Annotated in this window: 17 protein-coding genes; 6 read left to right on the top strand and 11 right to left on the bottom strand. The window is 70.9% G+C overall.

The genetic code is table 11. The features are described 5' to 3' along the window. Positions 1–10: 10 nt before the first annotated feature. Genes ABZX90_RS40510 through ABZX90_RS40500 form a run of 3 tightly spaced genes read right to left on the bottom strand, consistent with a single transcriptional unit; the run spans position 11 to position 2,427 of the window. Positions 11–676, bottom strand: a complete 666-nt coding sequence (locus ABZX90_RS40510) for a VWA domain-containing protein (protein ID WP_351132907.1) — start codon at positions 674–676, stop codon at positions 11–13. Positions 677–694: 18 nt separating this feature from the next. Further along, complete coding sequence (locus ABZX90_RS40505) at positions 695–1,177, bottom strand: hypothetical protein (RefSeq protein WP_351132905.1); 483 nt, start codon at positions 1,175–1,177, stop codon at positions 695–697. Then, positions 1,174–2,427, bottom strand: coding sequence for a hypothetical protein (locus ABZX90_RS40500; protein WP_355213344.1), 1,254 nt, complete (start codon positions 2,425–2,427; stop codon positions 1,174–1,176). Before ABZX90_RS40500 ends, ABZX90_RS40505 begins: the two co-directional genes overlap by 4 nt. A 204-nt stretch (positions 2,428–2,631) precedes the next feature. Between ABZX90_RS40500 and ABZX90_RS40495 the strand changes: the two genes are divergently transcribed. Next, positions 2,632–3,324: a tellurium resistance protein gene (locus ABZX90_RS40495; RefSeq protein WP_355213343.1), complete on the top strand. Its 693-nt coding sequence runs from the start codon at positions 2,632–2,634 to the stop codon at positions 3,322–3,324. Positions 3,325–3,399: 75 nt separating this feature from the next. Here the strand turns inward: ABZX90_RS40495 and ABZX90_RS40490 are convergent, their stop codons facing one another. Next, positions 3,400–4,557: an acyl-CoA dehydrogenase family protein gene (locus ABZX90_RS40490; RefSeq protein WP_355213342.1), complete on the bottom strand. Its 1,158-nt coding sequence runs from the start codon at positions 4,555–4,557 to the stop codon at positions 3,400–3,402. A gap of 189 nt (positions 4,558–4,746) precedes the next feature. Here ABZX90_RS40490 and ABZX90_RS40485 point away from each other — a divergent pair, with 189 nt between their 5' ends. Next, positions 4,747–6,090: a UDP-glucose/GDP-mannose dehydrogenase family protein gene (locus tag ABZX90_RS40485; protein ID WP_351132897.1), complete on the top strand. Its 1,344-nt coding sequence runs from the start codon at positions 4,747–4,749 to the stop codon at positions 6,088–6,090. Positions 6,091–6,415: 325 nt separating this feature from the next. On the opposite strand, the gene ABZX90_RS40480 is transcribed toward ABZX90_RS40485, so the two are convergent. Beyond that, positions 6,416–6,979, bottom strand: coding sequence for a CGNR zinc finger domain-containing protein (locus ABZX90_RS40480; protein ID WP_355213341.1), 564 nt, complete (start codon positions 6,977–6,979; stop codon positions 6,416–6,418). Positions 6,980–7,074: 95 nt separating this feature from the next. Here ABZX90_RS40480 and ABZX90_RS40475 point away from each other — a divergent pair, with 95 nt between their 5' ends. Both ABZX90_RS40475 and ABZX90_RS40470 read left to right on the top strand, forming a co-directional pair. Then, entirely contained in the window at positions 7,075–7,434 is a 360-nt protein-coding gene (locus ABZX90_RS40475; RefSeq protein ID WP_351132893.1) for a VOC family protein, read from the top strand. Positions 7,435–7,481: 47 nt separating this feature from the next. Beyond that, positions 7,482–7,880, top strand: coding sequence for a VOC family protein (locus ABZX90_RS40470; RefSeq protein WP_355213340.1), 399 nt, complete (start codon positions 7,482–7,484; stop codon positions 7,878–7,880). A gap of 36 nt (positions 7,881–7,916) precedes the next feature. Here ABZX90_RS40470 and ABZX90_RS40465 read toward each other — a convergent pair whose 3' ends face one another. The 4 genes from ABZX90_RS40465 to ABZX90_RS40450 form a co-directional block, all read right to left on the bottom strand. Continuing rightward, entirely contained in the window at positions 7,917–9,095 is a 1,179-nt protein-coding gene (locus ABZX90_RS40465; protein WP_355213339.1) for a dipeptidase, read from the bottom strand. Positions 9,096–9,412: 317 nt separating this feature from the next. Beyond that, on the bottom strand, positions 9,413–10,591 hold the full coding sequence (locus tag ABZX90_RS40460) for a dipeptidase (protein WP_351132951.1): 1,179 nt from the start codon (positions 10,589–10,591) through the stop codon (positions 9,413–9,415). A gap of 38 nt (positions 10,592–10,629) precedes the next feature. Then, on the bottom strand, positions 10,630–11,154 hold the full coding sequence (purE, locus tag ABZX90_RS40455; RefSeq protein WP_351132887.1) for a 5-(carboxyamino)imidazole ribonucleotide mutase: 525 nt from the start codon (positions 11,152–11,154) through the stop codon (positions 10,630–10,632). Further along, a complete protein-coding gene (locus ABZX90_RS40450; protein WP_351132885.1) occupies positions 11,151–12,311 on the bottom strand; it encodes a 5-(carboxyamino)imidazole ribonucleotide synthase in 1,161 nt (386 codons plus the stop codon). Before ABZX90_RS40450 ends, purE begins: the two co-directional genes overlap by 4 nt. 197 nt (positions 12,312–12,508) lie before the next feature. Here ABZX90_RS40450 and ABZX90_RS40445 point away from each other — a divergent pair, with 197 nt between their 5' ends. Then, positions 12,509–13,048 (top strand): GtrA family protein, encoded by a 540-nt coding sequence (locus ABZX90_RS40445; protein ID WP_351132883.1) that lies wholly within the window; start codon positions 12,509–12,511, stop codon positions 13,046–13,048. A 38-nt stretch (positions 13,049–13,086) separates the two neighbouring features. Here the strand turns inward: ABZX90_RS40445 and ABZX90_RS40440 are convergent, their stop codons facing one another. Beyond that, complete coding sequence (locus tag ABZX90_RS40440; protein WP_355213338.1) at positions 13,087–14,370, bottom strand: ATP-binding protein; 1,284 nt, start codon at positions 14,368–14,370, stop codon at positions 13,087–13,089. A gap of 286 nt (positions 14,371–14,656) precedes the next feature. After that, positions 14,657–15,334, bottom strand: coding sequence for a response regulator transcription factor (locus ABZX90_RS40435; RefSeq protein WP_018566970.1), 678 nt, complete (start codon positions 15,332–15,334; stop codon positions 14,657–14,659). Positions 15,335–15,859: 525 nt separating this feature from the next. On the opposite strand from ABZX90_RS40435, the gene ABZX90_RS40430 reads away from it, so the two are divergent. Then, positions 15,860–17,356 carry an oligopeptide:H+ symporter gene (locus ABZX90_RS40430; protein ID WP_355213337.1) on the top strand — a complete coding sequence of 499 codons (1,497 nt, stop codon included), beginning with the start codon at positions 15,860–15,862 and terminating at the stop codon, positions 17,354–17,356. Positions 17,357–17,484: the final 128 nt, after the last annotated feature.

Here is a 17,484-nt window from a genome sequence, read left to right as displayed (position 1 = left end):
CCGTGCGACCTCACAGCTTGTCGAGAGAGACGATGGAGAAGCCGGGCACGGTGTCGTCCACGGCCAGCGTGAACCCGTTGCCGCCGTCCGCCCCGATGCTCCCGGCGGACCGGACGATCGACCGCGTGAGGCTGGAGGCGAATTCGCGCAGCGCCTGGGCCGGCGACACCGAGGAGTCCTTCTGCATGAACGCCCGGAAGTTCGCGACCCGCGCGATCGTTGCCTCCTGCGCCTCGCCGATACCGAAGGCGATGATCTTCGGGCAGAACCGTGACTGGGTGAGTTCCTTGTACGCCTGGTCCCAGTCCGGGTCGGTGGGAATGCCGTCGGAGAGGAAGAAGACCACGGGCCGGTACACCTCGTGGCCCTCCGCCTTCAGTCCCGCCACATCGGCCTCGACGCAGCGCAGCAGGGTGCGGAACGCGTCGCCGTACGAGGTGAGGCCTCCCGCGGCGAGCGCGGGGACGGAGTCGATGTCGCTGAGGTCGACGAGCGGTTGCAGCACGGTGGCGGTGTCGGAGAAACCGATGAGACAGAAGCGCGTCTTGTCGGCGACGGTCGGGTTGGTGCTGATCTCGTGGTGCAGGTCCGGGAGCGCGCCGTTGATGGCGTCGATCGGCTCGCCGATCATCGACCCGGACTCGTCGCAGAGCAGGTAGAAGGGCAGGATCTGCAAGGGTCTCTTACCTCCGGGTCAGTACGTGTAGAAGTAGATCTCGATGTCGGCGTGGCCCGAGGAGGCTCCGCCCTTCCAGAAGTCGCGGGTGGTGGCGGCGTGGAACATGTCCGGACGGGCCTTCTCCAGCAGGGCGTTGACCTCGTGGGCGTAGCGGCCCCCGGCACCCGGGTCGGTGTGGCGGCCGAAGGTCAGCACGAAGGCGGCGCGTCGGCCCTGGTAGCGCGCGGTCGCCCCGCGCAGGGCGCGCACGATGCCGTCCTCGTCCCCGGCGGCCGCGTCGACGGCCACCTTGACCGGCGTGCGCACCACCGCCCGCGGGCCGGTGTGCCGGGGCTTCCTCTTCGCGGCGGCCGCCGCGGAGGACGACGGGGCGGGGCGCTTCTCGGCCGCCTGCGGGTCGCCCTGGTCCCCCATGGCCACCAGGGCGAGGACGAGCAGCATGTCCGCGAACAGCCAGCCCGCCATGTGCAGCGGCTGGAACCGTCCACCGCGCTTCATCGGGCCTCGGTCAGGGAGGCGGGAGGCAGCTGCGGGGGCTCCCGGCGAGGATCGGACCCCCGGGGATCGGACGCTCGGGGATCCATCCGATGCGTGTGCACCTGGCGGTCCGCCCGCAACTCTTCGACAAGCCGGGCGAATTCGTCGGCCACCGCTCGCAACGCGCCGCTCTGGGCGCTCAGTTCACGGACGGCGTGCTGGGACTCCTCGACCGCGCGGGCCGTCCCCTCCGCCACCTCGCCGAATCGGCCCAGGAGTTGGGCGGAGATGTCCGAAGCCACCTCGATGCCGGTGGCGTAGGCGCGCTGGGACGCGGCCAGCACGGTGACGGAGTCCTCGACGCGGTCGCCGGCGCCCGCCACCGCGAGCCGCACTTCGCCGCTCGCGTCACGGACGCCATCAAACGCCTTGCGGACCTGCGCTCCGCCGTCGCTGAGGGCGGCCTCGACCCGGCCCACCGCCACCTCCAGGGGTTTGACGGAGGTGTCGACCCCGGCCAGCGTGCGTTCGGCGGCCTCCACCGCGTCACCGACCGCCGAGGCGGCCGACGTCAGGTTCTTCTGGACCCGTACAGCCTTGTCGCCCAGCCGGCCGAGGGTCGCGGCGGCTCCGGTGAGCTCGGCCGCGAAGCGCTGCGGGGAACTCGACCGCCGCTGGTTCAGTACGAGTTGGGCGCGGGTCAGCGCCGGGACGAGCGCCGCCATCAGCGCCTCGGAGCCCCGGTCGGCTTCCTCCTCGCGGCGGGCGACGGCGGAGCGGCGCAGGCCGTGCACGAGGACCAGGGCGAAGAGCACCGCGATGGCGACGGTGGCGCTCATCGCCACATGGCCGAAGGTGAACGCACCGGTGAGGTGCCCCTCGAAACCGGACTGCCACAGCTGCAGAAAGGGCCGGGAGGCGGCCTTCGGATCCGCGCCGGTCAGCGCTCCGTACGCGCTCGACGCCCGCGTCAGGCCGTACCAGGTGAGCATCAGCGGTACGAAGACCAGAGCGCCCAGCACCCCTTCGGCGTAGGACCAGAGCGGGTGCTCCCCGCCCTGGCCACCGGCTCCCCGGAGGCTCTCGCGGCGGGCGTAGGCGGCGAGGAGATCGAGTTCGGACCAGGGCTCCAGCGCGGTGACGTCCTGGTCCCGGAGCGCCGCCGCGAGCGCGGTCAGCTCTTCCTTCCGGGTTCCGAGCGCCGGCCGCTCGGCGAGTTCATTGATGCTCTGTGCGATCACATGACGGTCCATCAGGGCGCCTGACGGCATGCCCACCCCCACAACACGACGGACGCGGGGGTGCGTTGACGGCAACCATGGATCCCCACCCCGTGTCACGTGCCCCCGTGCCCCCGCCGGTTCACACGCACCAGACGCGCGACCGAGGCCACAGAGAGTACTCCAGCCGGCACGCTCCGCGCATAAACTCCCGATATCCGCCGCTCTCCCGGACGGCGGCGCGAGGGGGAACAGTTGAGCAGCGACGAACGTCCGCGAGAGACCATCCGCCTGAGGCCCGATACCGGCACCCGGCCCCGGACCGGCCCGCAGCGTGCGACCCCGGCACCCCGTGAAGTACGGCGGCTTCCCGCCGGGCGCGCCGACACACTGCTGACCAGGTCGGCACCACAGGCCCGCATCACGGGGCGCGGCGTCCTTCAGGTGAACCTCAACCGGTCGGCGGGGACCGGGGCCGACGTCGACCTCGGCTGCATGGCGGCGTTCACGGACGGTACGGCCGCGGCCGTACAGCCGCTGGGGAACACCTTCGGCTCACTGACGCGGTGGCCGTACGTGGAACTCGACCAGGACGACCGCACCGGGGCCTCCTCGGACGGGGAGACGCTCCGGGTGGACCTGGAGCGGCGCGAACTCTTCCGGCACCTGCTCTTCCACGTCTACGTGTACGACGGCGCCGTGGATTTCCGGCGTCTGGGCGCCACGGCCACCGTGACCGCCCCGGCCGGCGGTTTCCGTATCGCCCTCGACGACTCCCCCGAGGGGGCCACGGGCTGCGCCATCGCCCTGGCCACACCCGCGGAGGGCGGCCTCACGGTCAGCCGCGAGGTCCGCTGGTTCACCGGCACACCCCGGCAGTCGGTCCAGGAGCAGATGGACCGCGCCTACGGCTTCGGCCTCTCCTGGGTGCGGATGAGAAAGGACTGACCCGCGCCGCCGCGAAAAACAAAAGGTGAGAGGCACACCGGGTGCCTCTCACCTCTGCTGCCGATGGGCGGCGTACTACGGCAGGTTGCGCGCCATCACGATGCGCTGGACCTGGTTCGTGCCTTCATAAATCTGGGTGATCTTGGCGTCGCGCATCATGCGCTCGACCGGGTAGTCGCGGGTGTAGCCGTAGCCGCCGAGGAGCTGGACGGCGTCCGTGGTGACCTCCATGGCGACGTCCGAGGCGAAGCACTTGGCGGCGGCACCCTGGAAGGTCAGGTCCTTGTCGCCGCGCTCCGACTTGGCGGCGGCCGCGTACGTCAGCTGGCGGGCGGCCTCGATCTTCATGGCCATGTCCGCGAGCATGAACTGGATGCCCTGGAAGTCGGCGATCGGCTTGCCGAACTGCTTGCGCTCCTGGACGTAGCCCTTGGCGTAGTCGAGGGCGCCCTGGGCGACACCGAGCGCCTGGGCCGCGATGGTGACGCGGGTGTGGTCCAGCGTCTTCATCGCGGTCGCGAAGCCGGTGCCCTCCTCGCCGATCATGCGGTCGGCCGAAATGCGCACGTTGTCGAGGTAGACCTCGCGGGTCGGGCTGCCCTTGATGCCGAGCTTGCGCTCCGGGGCGCCGAAGGAGACGCCCTCGTCGGACTTCTCGACGACGAAGGCGCTGATGCCCTTGGAGCGCTTCGTCGGGTCGGTCACGGCCATGACCGTGTAGTACTCGGAGACGCCCGCGTTGGTGATCCAGCGCTTGACGCCGTTGAGGACCCAGAAGTCGCCGTCGCGGACGGCCTTCGTCTTCATGCCGGCCGCGTCCGAACCGGCGTCCGGCTCGGAGAGGCAGTACGAGAACATCCCGTCGCCCTTGGCGAGCGGGCTCATGTACTTCTTCTTCAGTTCCTCGGAGCCGGAGAGGATCACCGGCAGCGAGCCCAGCTTGTTCACCGCGGGGATCAGGGAGGAGGACACACAGACGCGGGCCACCTCCTCGATCACGATGACCGTCGCGAGGGCGTCGGCGCCCGCGCCGCCGTACTCCTCGGGGACATGCACGGCGTGCAGGTCGTTGGCGACCAGGGCGTCCAGCGCCTCCTGCGGGAAGCGGGCCTCCTCGTCCACAGCGGCGGCGTACGGCGCGATTTTCGCCTCGGCCAGCGAGCGGATCGCGTCCCGGAGCATGTCGTGCTCCTCGGACGGGCGGTACAGGTCGAAATCAGCCGATCCGGCCAAGGTCTCTCACGCTCCAAGTGATGCTGTGCTGGCTGCGCTAACTACCGTTAAGTAACACAAATTTTAAGGGCCCGCCCGCAAGACGGATACGTGAGCTTGGCGACAGGGGGAAAACTGCCCGTGAAAGCGCTCCCCCAGGGCCCGACTATGCTCGGGCGCGCACCTACGCCGCACACCTCAGGAGCACCCATGGCCCTCAAGATCACCGTGATCGGCACCGGCTACCTCGGCGCCACCCACGCCGCGGCCATGGCCGAGCTCGGCTTCGAGGTCCTCGGGCTCGATGTGGTGCCGGAGAAGATCGAGATGCTCCAGCGGGGCGAGGTCCCGATGTACGAGCCCGGTCTCGAAGAGCTGCTGCGCAAGCACGTGGCCGGGATCGAGGGCTCCACGGGCCGGCTCCGCTTCACCATGGACTGGGCCGAGGTCGGGGCCTTCGGCGACGTCCACTTCGTCTGCGTGAACACCCCCCAGAAGCACGGCGAGTACGCCTGCGACATGTCGTACGTCGACGCGGCCTTCGAGTCGCTGGCGCCGCATCTGCACGGTCCCGCCCTCGTCGTCGGCAAGTCCACCGTGCCGGTCGGCTCGGCGGCGCGGCTGGCCGCCCGGCTCGTCGAGCTCGCGCCCGCCGGGGAGGACGCCGAGCTGGCCTGGAACCCCGAGTTCCTGCGTGAGGGTTTCGCCGTGAACGACACGCTGCACCCCGACCGGATCGTGGTCGGCGTACGCAGCGAGCGCGCCGAGAAGCTGCTGCGCGAGGTCTATGTGACGCCGGTCGCCGACGGCTCGCCCTTCGTCGTGACCGACTTCCCGACCGCCGAGCTCGTGAAGACCTCCGCGAACTCCTTCCTCGCCACGAAGATCTCCTTCATCAACGCGATGGCCGAGGTCTGCGAGGCCGCCGACGGTGACGTGGCCAAGCTGGCCGAGGCCATAGGGCACGACGAGCGGATCGGGAAGAAGTTCCTGCGGGCCGGGATCGGCTTCGGCGGCGGCTGTCTGCCCAAGGACATCCGCGCCTTCATGGCGCGCGCCGGTGAGCTGGGCGCCGACCAGGCGCTGACCTTCCTGCGCGAGGTCGACACCATCAACATGCGGCGCCGCGGCCAGATGGTGGAGATGGCCCGCGAGGCCCTCGGCGGCGGCTCGTTCCTCGGCAAGCGGGTCGCCGTGCTCGGCGCGACCTTCAAGCCGGACTCGGACGACGTACGCGACTCGCCCGCCCTGAACGTCGCCGGGCAGATCCACCTCCAGGGCGGCCAGGTCACCGTCTACGACCCGAAGGGCATGGCGAACGCCAAGCGGCTCTTCCCGACGCTCGCGTACGCCGACTCCGCGGTGGAGGCCGTACGGGGCGCGCATGTCGTCCTGCACCTGACGGAGTGGCGCGAGTTCCGCGAGCTGGACCCGGCGGTGCTGGGCGAGGCGGTCACATCCCGGGTCGTGCTGGACGGACGGAACGCGCTGGACCCGGAGGTGTGGCGCCGGGCGGGCTGGACGTACCGGGCGATGGGGCGGCCGACCGCCTGAGGCCCCCAGTGGACCGACTCCCGCACACCTGACGGATCTCGTGGGCCGATGCCTGCCCGCCACCCGAGGGATGTCACGGACCGACGGCCGCACGGCGCCCGAGGGATCTCGTGGGCCGACAGCCCCACGGCGCCCGAGGGATCTCGTGGGCCGACGGCGCACACCGTCCCGGGGATGTCACGGGCGACGCCGGTCCGGCCGAGGCTCAGTCGGCCGGACCGGCGTCGGTTGCATTCTGCACCACTTCGCTGTGCGGCGACCGGCGACCGCCGGACTCCGTCCGGCTCCCGGCAGGGCTCCCGGTCCGGCTCCCCGTGACCGGGGGCTACTTGGCGCGGTAGCGGCGCATCTTGGCGCGGGCTCCGCACACGGACATCGAGCACCAGCGTCCGCGCCCGGCCGGTGAGCGGTCGTAGTACGCCCAGTGGCAGGTCGGGGCCTCGCAGGCCTTCAGCCGCGGCCAGGTGCCCTCGACGAGCGACTCGGCGATCGCGGCGGCGATCCGGGAGGCCAGCGGTACCGGGTCAGCCGGGGCGTACGGGGAGCCCGGGGTGACGGAGGGCCCCGCCGTGACGGAGGGCCCCGCCGTGGCGGGGAGCAGGCGCGCGGTGCCGTCGCCCGTGTCGACCGCCACCCGCAGCGGGGCCCGGGCGAGGAGTTCCCCGAGCGGGGTCACCTCCCGGTGCGCCGGGTGTCCCGCGTGCGCCAGGCACACCGCCCGCAGCGACTCGCGCAGCTCGCGCGCCCCCGGCACCTCGTCCGCCGTGAGGCCGAGGCGTGCCAGGCCCTCGGCCGTGTCCAGGGAGTCGGCGCCCGACTCGATGTCCAGTGTGTTCACCAGGGACTGGACCAGGGCCAGACCTCCGGGTGCGGGCGCTCGGTCATTCATGCTTGCGACGTTACCTCCAGTGCGGGAGTATGAGGTAACCGTTACCTCTTGAGTCGCTGAACCAGTAACCCGCCAGAACTCTCACGGAGGAAGTCATGGCTCTCGCCAAACTCGATGTCGTCGTTCTGGACTGTCCCGACCCGCGCGCGCTGGCCGGGTTCTACGCCGAAGTGCTCGGCGGCACGGTCCGGGACCAGGACGAGTGGGTCGACCTGGACCTGCCCGACGGCCGTCAGCTCGCGTTCCAGGCCTCGCCCGCGTACGTAGCGCCGCGGTGGCCCTCACCCGACGGGTCGCAGCAGTTCCACCTGGACCTGGCCGTCGAGGACCTCGACGTGGCCGAGAAGGGGGTGCTGGCGCTCGGCGCTCGACCGCTCGACACCGAGGACAGGTCGCGCACGTTCCGTGTGTACGCCGACCCCGCCGGGCACCCGTTCTGCCTCTGCGCCGGCTGAGCGCGCCACCGCGGCCCCGGCCGAGCACACCGATCGAGGAGCAGGTCATGGAGCAGCCCGTCGCCCGTCTGCGGTCCGTCGTACTCGACTGTCCGGATCCCCGCGCGCTCGCCGCGTTCTACGCGGGCCTGGCGGGGGGCGTGCCCCGGGCCGAGGACGACGACTGGGTCGTCCTGCGGATTCCCGGTGGGCCGCGGCTGGCCTTCCAGCGGGCCCCGGGGTACGCCCCGCCGCGGTGGCCGAGCGCCGACCGGGACTCGCAGCAGTTCCATCTCGACTTCGACGCCGGTTCGACCTGGGCGGCCGTCGACGCCGCGCAGGAGCGGGTGCTCGCGCTGGGCGCCCGCCCGCTGGACCTGGACGACGAGGACGGCAGGAAGGACTTCAGGGTCTTCGCCGATCCGGCCGGGCATCCGTTCTGCCTGTGCATGATCGACACGCCCTGACCTCCCGCCCGCCGGGCCGGTACGGGACCGGCCCGGTCAGCCGTCCAGGTCGGCGATCTTCGCGGCGGACGGTCCGCGGCGCTGCTGGGCGGCGCGGGCCGTGAAGTCCGCGCCGCGCAGGACGCGTTGGGCATTGCCCCAGGTGAGCAGGGCGAGGTCGGACGCGGACCAGCCGCGGGTGATCAGCTCCGCAACGAGATGCGGATAGCAGGACGCGTCGGCGAGGTCCTGCGGGTGGGCGGCCCCCGAGTCGTACGTACCCGAAAGGCCGACGCACTCCGCTCCCGCGAGCCTGCGGACGTGGTCGAGGTGGTCGGCGACATCCCGTACGGAGGGGCCGGTCTGCTCGGCCGTGAGCGGGACCAGGCACAGGCCCTTGGCGGCACCCAGGTCGGCCAGGACCTCGTCGGGGAGGTTCGAGGGGTGGGGGCGCAGCGCGCGGGCGGCCGAGCGGGTGAACAGGACCGGGGCCTTGGAGGCGGCGAGGGCGCGGCCGATCGTGGCGTCCGAGGTGCCCGAGAGGTCGGCGAGGACACCGAGCCGGTTCATCTCGCGGAGCACCTCCTCGCCGAAGCGGGTCAGGCCCGTCTCGCTCGCCCAGGAGGCGCCCGCGAGCGTGAGGACGCGCAGTCCGAGCGTGTGCAGGGCGCGCAGGATGCCGAGCGAGTCGCCGAGCGCGGCCGCTCCGGCGGGGCCGAGGACGACCGCGACGCGGCCGCAGTTGCGGGCGTCGGCGATCTCGGCGGCACCGCGCGTCATGCGCAGACCCTCGGGGTGTGCGTGGACCACCGTCTTCACCAGGTCCAGCTGCTCCATTGTGGCGCCGACGGCCCGGTCCCCGGCGAGGCCCTCGGGCAGGTGCAGCGACCAGAACAGGGCGCCCACGTGCCCTTCGCGCAGTCGCGGCACGTCCGTGTCCACGGCGCTCTCGCCGAGCTCCAGATCGAACCAGGGCAGATGGCGCAGCGCCCACGGCAGGCCGCTGTATCCGTCGGCGACGGGGTTGTCGGCCAGGAACGCGCGGGCCCGCGCCAAAGGATCGGCGCCGGGATCGGCCACCGGGGCGCGGTCCGGGGCGCCGGCTCCGGCGACGAGGTGGGTGTCACCGCCGAGGCTGGTGGTGGAGGGCAGCGGCTCGGACTCGGGCCAGGCAGCGGGCGGGTCGAGCTCTCCCACCTCGACGGTGGCGTGCAGTTCGTCCTGCAGGTCTGCCATGACAGGCTCCGTGGGGTGGACGGCGGCGATCCCGGTACCGCCACCGTGGCACGGGGCCCGGGGGGCTTCCTGGTGGGCGGAGCGTTCGGGGGTATGTCCCGCCGGCACGTCCCGCGGGTCATCCCGCGGGCGATCTTCCCGTTCACCGGGGCAGGCCGACGGCGGCCACACGAAAGACGCCCGGGCACACAGCCCGGGCGCCTTCGGGAACCCTGGAGGCCTGGAAGCCAGTCCTGGAGGCTCGGAGTCCTGGAGCTCCGGAGTGCTGGAGCCCCGTCAGTCGTCAGCCGTAAGCCGTCAGGCCCCAGCCGCCACGCTCAGCCGTCCAACTGTTCCAGCGTCGCGTTCGACGGGGCGCGCCGGGACCGGAGGTCGCGGGCCACGTCCTCCGCCGCGCCCAGCACGCGCACGGCGTTCTGCCAGGTCAGCTTGGCGACGTCCGTGGAGGACCAGCCGCGGTCGAGGAGCTCGGCGATGAGGTTCGGATAGCCGGAGACGTCGTCCAGGCCGTCCGGGGTGAACGCCGTGCCGTCGTAGTCGCCGCCGATGCCGAGGTGGTCGATACCGGCGACCTCGCGCATGTGGTCGAGGTGGTCGGCGACCGTCGACACCGTCGCGATGGGGCGCGGGTTGTCCTCCTCGAAGGCACGGTGGACCTTCATGCCCTCGGCGGTGGTGTCGAGGTGGTGGAAGCCGTTCGCGCGCATGTTCTCGTCGGCAGCGGCCGTCCAGTCGACCGCCGCCTGGAGAACGAACTTCGGCACGAACGTCACCATCGCCACGCCACCGTTCGCGGGCAGCCGCTCCAGCACGTCGTCCGGGATGTTGCGCGGGTGGTCGCACACCGCGCGCGCCGAGGAGTGGGAGAAGATCACCGGCGCGACGGAGGTGTCGAGCGCGTCCCGCATGGTCGTCGCGGCCACGTGCGAGAGGTCCACGAGCATGCCCTCGCGGTTCATCTCCCGTACGACCTCACGGCCGAAGGCCGACAGACCGCCCACGACGGGGACGTCCGTCGCCGAGTCGGCCCACGCGATGTTGTCGTTGTGGGTGAGGGTCATGTAGCGGACGCCGAGCGCGTACAACCCGCGAAGGGCGGCGAGGGAGTTGTCGATCGAGTGACCGCCCTCCGCGCCCATGAGGGAGGCGATACGGCCCTCCGCGCGCGCCGCCTCCATGTCGGCGGCGGTCAACGCGGCGCGCAGGTCCGCCGGGTGACGGTCGATCAACTGCTTTACGCAGTCGATCTGTTCGAGCGTCGCGGTGAGCGCGCCGGGCAGGTCCGAGCGGACGTACACCGACCAGTACTGGGCACCGACGCCGCCGGCGCGCAGCCGGGCCAGGTCCGTGTGCAGGTGGGCGCTCTGGTCGACGGCGATGTCACGGGCGTCGAGGTCGTAGCGGACCTGCTCGCGCAGGGCGTAGGGCAGGTCGTTGTGCCCGTCGACGACGGGGAACTCGTCGAGCAGGGCGCGGGCACGGTCGAGCGAGGGCAGGGAGGACCCGGGGGCCTGGGAGGACGAGGACATCCGCGTCACTTCCCGAAGCCGAAGCCGCCGGCCGCGCCCTCGACCTTGGCGCGCAGCCGCTTGCCCTTCTCGGTGGCCTGGTCGTTCAGCTCCTGCTGGAACTCCCGCATCTTGCCGAGGAGTTCCTCGTCGTGCGCGGCCAGCATCCGGGCGGCCAGCAGACCGGCGTTGCGGGCGCCGCCGACGGAGACGGTCGCGACGGGCACCCCGGCCGGCATCTGCACGATGGAGAGCAGCGAGTCCATGCCGTCGAGGTACTTGAGCGGGACGGGCACACCGATGACGGGCAGCGGGGTGACGGACGCCAGCATCCCGGGCAGATGGGCGGCGCCGCCGGCGCCCGCGATGATCGCCTTGAGCCCCCGCTCCGCGGCCTGCTCGCCGTACGCGATCATCTCGTGCGGCATGCGGTGCGCGGAGACGACATCCACCTCGTACGGGATCTCGAACTCGTCGAGCGCCTGCGCGGCGGCCTCCATGACCGGCCAGTCGGAGTCCGAACCCATGACGATGCCTACAACCGGGCTCATTCGGTGATGGTCCCTCTCAGGTAGCCGGCAGCGTGACGGGCGCGCTCCAGCACGTCGTCCAGGTCGTCGCCGTAGGTGTTGACGTGGCCGACCTTACGGCCGGGCTTCACGTCCTTGCCGTACATGTGGATCTTGAGCTGCGGGTCGCGGGCCATGCAGTGCAGGTACGCGGAGTACATGTCGGGGTAGTCCCCGCCGAGGACGTTCGCCATGACCGTCCACCTGGCGCGCGGGCGCGGGTCGCCGAGCGGGAGGTCGAGGACCGCGCGGACGTGGTTGGCGAACTGGGAGGTGATCGCGCCGTCCTGGGTCCAGTGGCCCGAGTTGTGCGGGCGCATGGCCAGTTCGTTGACGAGGATGCGTCCGTCGCGGGTCTCGAAGAGCTCGACGGCCAGGTGCCCGACGACGCCGAGTTCCTTGGCGATGCGCAGCGCGAGCGCCTCGGCCTGGAGGGCCAGCTCGGCCGTTATGCCGGGCGCCGGGGCGATCACCGTGTCGCAGACGCCGTCGACCTGCTGGGACTCGACGACGGGGTACGCGACCGCCTGGCCGTGCGGGGACCGGACGACGTTCGCCGCGAGCTCGCGTACGAAGTCGACCTTCTCCTCGGCGAGGACGGGGACGCCCGCGCGGAACGGGTCGGCGGCCTCCTCCAGGGAGCGGACGAACCAGACGCCCTTGCCGTCGTAGCCGCCGCGGACGGTCTTCAGGATGATCGGGAAGCCGTCACCCTCGGCCCCTTCGGCGAGGCCTTCCGCGGCGAACGCGGCGACGTCCTCGACGTCGGTCACGATGCGGTGCCGCGGGCACGGCACGCCGATCTCGTCGAGCTTCGCGCGCATCACACCCTTGTCCTGGGCGTGCACGAGCGCGTCGGGGCCCGGGCGGACGGGGATGCCGTCCGCCTCCAGGGCCCGCAGGTGCTCGGTCGGGACGTGCTCGTGATCGAAGGTGATCACGTCGCAGCCCCGCGCGAAGTCACGCAGCGTGTCGAGGTCGCGATAGTCGCCGATGACGACATCGCTGACGACCTGCGCCGCGGAATCCTGGGGAGTGTCACTGAGGAGCTTGAACTTGATGCCGAGCGGGATGCCCGCCTCGTGTGTCATACGAGCGAGCTGACCCCCGCCGACCATGCCGACTACCGGGAACGTCACGCTCCAAGAGTATCGGCCGCGCCACAGTGGCTGGTTTCGGCACCGATAAGCCCGATTTTCCGTACTGGTGACCTCATCTTTTCTTACCTGTGAGCCCATGCACAGGCGCCGTGCAGGGGCGCTGGTTAGCATGGCTGAGTTGACGTGATGCATCGAGAGACCGACGACATAACCCACCGACGGGGGCTGGCGACACCATGGGCAGTGCTTCCTCGGGGCCTCAAGCGGGGCCTCGCAGCGCGGTTCGCCGCCGCTTCGACCTGCTCTTTCGTGAGGTCGCCAAGTTCGGCGCGGTGGGTGGTGCGGGGCTGCTCGTCAACCTTCTCGTGTTCAACCTCGTACGGCATCTCACGGGCCTGCAGGTCGTGCGGGCCAGTGTCATCGCCACCGTCGTCGCCATCATCTTCAATTACATCGGGTTCCGCTACTTCACCTACCGTGATCGCGACAAGGGTGGCCGCACCAAGGAGCTGACGCTCTTCCTGCTGTTCAGCGTGGTGGGACTGGTCATCGAGAACGGTGTTCTGTACGCGGCGACGTACGGCTTCGGCTGGGACAGCCCGCTGCAGAGCAACGTCTTCAAGTTCCTCGGCATCGCCGTCGCGACCCTCTTCCGCTTCTGGTCCTACCGCACCTGGGTGTTCCGGACGCTTCCGGCCCGGGAGGCGGTGGCCAGTGCGGAATCGTTCCTGGACGAGGAGCCCGAACCGCGGCGGCCCCGGGCGCACGTGAACTGACCCGGCGTACGTGACCTGAGCCAAGCGGGTCCGGCCCCCTACCTGACCGTCCGTTCGTCGTCGTCCTCCGGGACGCGCGGGGGCCGCTTCAGCGGGGTGCGGGAGAGGAACAGGCCGAAGACCGGGGGCTGGGCCTGGAGCATCTCCAGACGGCCGCCGTCGGCCTCCGCGAGGTCGCGGGCGACGGCCAGACCGATGCCGGTGGAGTTGCGGCCGCTGATGGTGCGCTCGAAGATGCGGGCGCCGAGGTCGGTGGGGACGCCGGGACCCTCGTCGGTGACCTCGACGACGGCCTGGTTGCCGGTGACGCGGGTCCGCAGGGCGACCGTGCCGCCGCCGTGCATGAGGGAGTTCTCGATCAGTGCCGCGAGGACCTGGGCGACCGCGCCCGGGGTGCCCACCGCCTGCAGATGCCGTTTGCCGGAGCTGACGATCGCGCGGCCCGCGCTGCGGTAGGCCGGGCGCCATTCCTCCAGCTGCTGCTTGATGACCTCGTCGAGATCGAAGGAGACGGCGGAGCCGGTACGCGGGTCGCGGGCGTTGGTGAGCAGCCGCTCGACCACGTCCGTGAGGCGTTCCACCTGCGTCAGCGCGATGGTCGCCTCCTCCTTCACCGTGTCCGGGTCGTCGGTGAGGGTGATCTCCTCCAGGCGCATGGAGAGCGCCGTGAGCGGCGTCCGCAGCTGGTGGGAGGCGTCGGCGGCGAGACGTCGCTCGGCGGTGAGCATCCGCGCGATGCGCTCGGCGCTGCCGTCCAGGACGTCGGCGACCCGGTCCAGCTCGGGGACGCCGTACCGCTTGTGGCGCGGGCGCGGGTCGCCCGAGCCCAGCCGTTCCGCCGTCTCGGCGAGGTCGGTGAGCGGGGAGGCGAGACGGCTGGCCTGGCGTACGGCGAGGAGGACGGCGGCGATGATCGCGAGCAGGGCGACGGCGCCGATGATCAGGAGCGTACGGCCGACTTCCTTGGTCACCGAGGAGCGGGGCTCCTGGACGGTGACCGACTCGCCCTCCTCGCCCTTGGCCGTGTAGTGGATGACGTCGCCGGTGGGCTGCTCGCCGACCTCGATGGGATCGCGGCCCGGAATCCTGATCACGGCGTAGCGCTGGTCGGTGACCTGGTTCTTGAACGTCGCGCTGGAGATGTTCTCGTCGCCGAGGATGCGGCTGTCCACGATGCTGGCCAGGCGCAGCGCCTCGGAGTCCACGCGCTCCTGGGCGCTGTTGCTGATCGTGCGGGTCTCGACGATGACGAGGGAGACGCCGAAGACGGCGATCACGACGAGCACGACGGCGAGGGTGGACTGGATCAGACGGCGACGCACGGGGCCCTCCGGGCAGATGGCTGTACCGGGACCAGTGTGCACGTTCGCCGCACCGGTCCGAGCGGGGCGCCGGGCCGGAGTCCCCGTTTCCGTCGCCGCCCCCCGCGTCCCGTGCAGTGCCCCCGGGGACGGAGCGGCAGGCTCGGTGGCGCGGCCCCGTGCACGGGCACGGGGCCGCCCAGGGTCCGGGCCCAGGGTCAGGGTCCGGGGGCAGCGGTCCGGGTCAGCGGTCCGGGCCGGGATCGCCGTCGGCGTCCCGGCCTCCGGCCTCCGGTCCGGCGAGGCCTCAGCTCTTCTCGAAGCGGAAGCCGACTCCTCGTACCGTCGCGATGTAGCGAGGGTTCGCCGCGTCGTCGCCGAGCTTCTTGCGGAGCCAGGAGATGTGCATGTCGAGTGTCTTGGTGGAGGACCACCATGTGGTGTCCCAGACCTCGCGCATGAGCTGGTCACGGGTGACCACGCGGCCGGCGTCGCGGACCAGGACCCGCAGGAGGTCGAACTCCTTGGCCGTGAGCTGGAGTTCCTCGTCGCCCATCCAGGCGCGGTGCGACTCGACGTCGATGCGCACGCCGTGGGTGGCGGGCGGCTGCTGGGGCTCGGCGGCGCCGCGCCGGAGCAGCGCCCGTACCCGGGCGAGGAGTTCGGCGAGCCGGAAAGGCTTGGTGACGTAGTCGTCGGCGCCCGCGTCGAGGCCGACGACGGTGTCCACCTCGTCGGCGCGCGCGGTCAGGATGAGGATGGGCACGGTGTGCCCCTCGGCGCGGAGCCGGCGGGCGACTTCCAGGCCGTCCATGCCGGGCAGCCCAAGGTCCAGGACGACCAGGTCGACGCCGCCCTGCATTCCGGCATCGAGCGCGGTGGGTCCGTCCTCGCGCACTTCGACCTCGTAACCCTCCCGGCGCAGGGCACGGGCCAGCGGCTCCGAGATGGACGCGTCGTCCTCGGCGAGCAGTACACGGGTCATGGGGTGATGGTAGTCCGCCGCGGAGGACGCCCGGGCAGCGATCGGCCTCCGTGATTCACACCCTCCATCCGAGTGTCTCTTACCTGCGGGTGTGGGATGCGATCCTGAAGAACACCTTCGAATGATCGTCTGCGGTTCCATGATCGCCTGTGATCCATCTCTCAAGTCCTTCTATATGCCGCATTGCGATGTCGTATGGTGACCAGACGCCTGTAGCACCACATCGTGACCTTTGGCGCCTGCTTGACGCTGAAGGTCTCTTCTGTGTGCGGGCTGGTGTTCGCCAGCCTTGAAAGGAAAGACCTGTGGCCGGGCCCGTACGCACTGACGCGTGACGGGCGTGGATCCCGGTGGTCGCCGTTCGCCGCTTCGCAATCCGGAGCGGACTCCCCGTGGGCGTGGGGACGGACGCCGAACTCCGCCGGTGCCGGCCGCCGCCCCCCATGGGCGCGCTCCTCCCCCGAGGACTCGACTCCGGTCGAGCGGGGGATCCCCACAGCGCGTCCCGACCAGCAAGGAACGACCATGGCGTCCAGCCTGACGAAGGACTCGGTGACTCCGGGAACCCCCGGTTCCGAGAAGACCTTCTTCGGCCACCCCCGCGGACTGGCCACTCTCTTCATGACCGAGATGTGGGAGCGTTTCTCCTACTACGGCATGAAGGCACTGCTCCCGCTGTACCTGGTGGCACCGGGCGGTCTGCACCTCAGCGCGGCCAGTGCGACCGCGATCTACTCGGTGTACCTCTCCCTCGTGTACCTGCTCGCCCTGCCGGGCGGCTGGTTCGCCGACCGTGTCCTCGGCCCCCGCAAGACGGTCGCCGTCGCGGGTGTGATCATCATGCTGGGCCACCTCACGCTGGCTCTGCCCTCCTCGGGCACCTTCTACGGCGGCCTCGGCCTCGTCGCCATAGGTTCCGGTCTGCTGAAGGCCAACATCTCCACGATGGTGGGCCACCTCTACGACGGCCCGGACGACGCGCGCCGCGACGGTGGCTTCACGCTCTTCTACATCGGCATCAACCTCGGTGCCTTCGCCGCTCCGCTGATCATCGGCACCGTCGGTGAGAACGTGAACTGGCACCTGGGCTTCGCCCTCGCCGCGCTCGGCATGGCGCTGGGCCTCGCCCAGTACCTGCTCGGCGGCCGTCACCTCAGCGCCCGCTCGCACGAGGTCCCCACGCCTCTGTCCGCCGAGGAGAAGACCGCGACGCTGCGCAAGTCCGCGCTCTGGGCCGCCGTCGCCGTCGTCTTCTACTCGATCGTCGGCTTCTCGGGCCACTACACGCTGAACTGGCTGCTGGTCCCGATCACGCTCGCCGGTCTGATCATCCCGGTCGTGGTCATCGGGCGCATCAAGCGGGACAAGTCGCTGAACCGCGCCGACCAGTCGCGGATGTCCGCGTACATCTGGTTCTTCGTGGCCGCGGCCGTCTTCTGGATGATCTACGACCAGGGCGGCTCGACGATGTCGATCTTCGCCGACTCGTCCGCGGAGAACACCATCTTCGGCTGGGAGTTCCCGGTCTCCTGGTACCAGTCCGTCAACCCGGTCATGATCATGGCGCTCGCCCCGGTCTTCGCCTGGGCGTGGCTGTGGCTGAACAAGCGTGGCAAGGAGCCGAGCACGGCCACGAAGTTCGCCTCGGGTCTGATCCTGGTCGGTGCGTCGTTCTTCCTCTTCCTGGCCCCGCTGACGATCGCCGAGGGCGGTCACAAGGCGGCCGCGATGTGGCTGGTGGCGATCTACTTCGTGCAGACCGTCGGTGAGCTGATGCTCTCCCCGGTCGGCCTCTCCGTCACCACGAAGATGGCTCCGGCGAAGTACGCCTCCCAGATGATGGGTGTCTGGTTCCTGGCCGTCACCGCGGGTGACGCCACGACCGGTCTGCTCTCCATCGCCGAGGTCGACCTCAACAAGACGGGCATCGTCGCGCTGGAGGCCACGCTCGCCGTGATCGCCGGTGTCGCGGTGTGGATGTACCGCAAGAAGGTCAAGCAGCTCATGGGCGACGTCCACTGACGTCGGTCCCATGAAACGGCGAAGGGCCGCCGCACCGTTCGGTGCGGCAGCCGCTCCAGACGGCCCGCGAAGCGGCGCCCCACCGCACGGACCACCTCCAGCGAGGCCAGCGCGTCGGCCGCCGCGTC

The sequence above is a fragment of the Streptomyces sp. NPDC002935 genome, assembly GCF_040611295.1.
Classification (GTDB): Bacteria; Actinomycetota; Actinomycetes; order Streptomycetales; family Streptomycetaceae; genus Streptomyces.
Note: the sequence above shows the minus strand (reverse complement) of the source record. Positions and strands in the feature narration are given on the sequence as shown.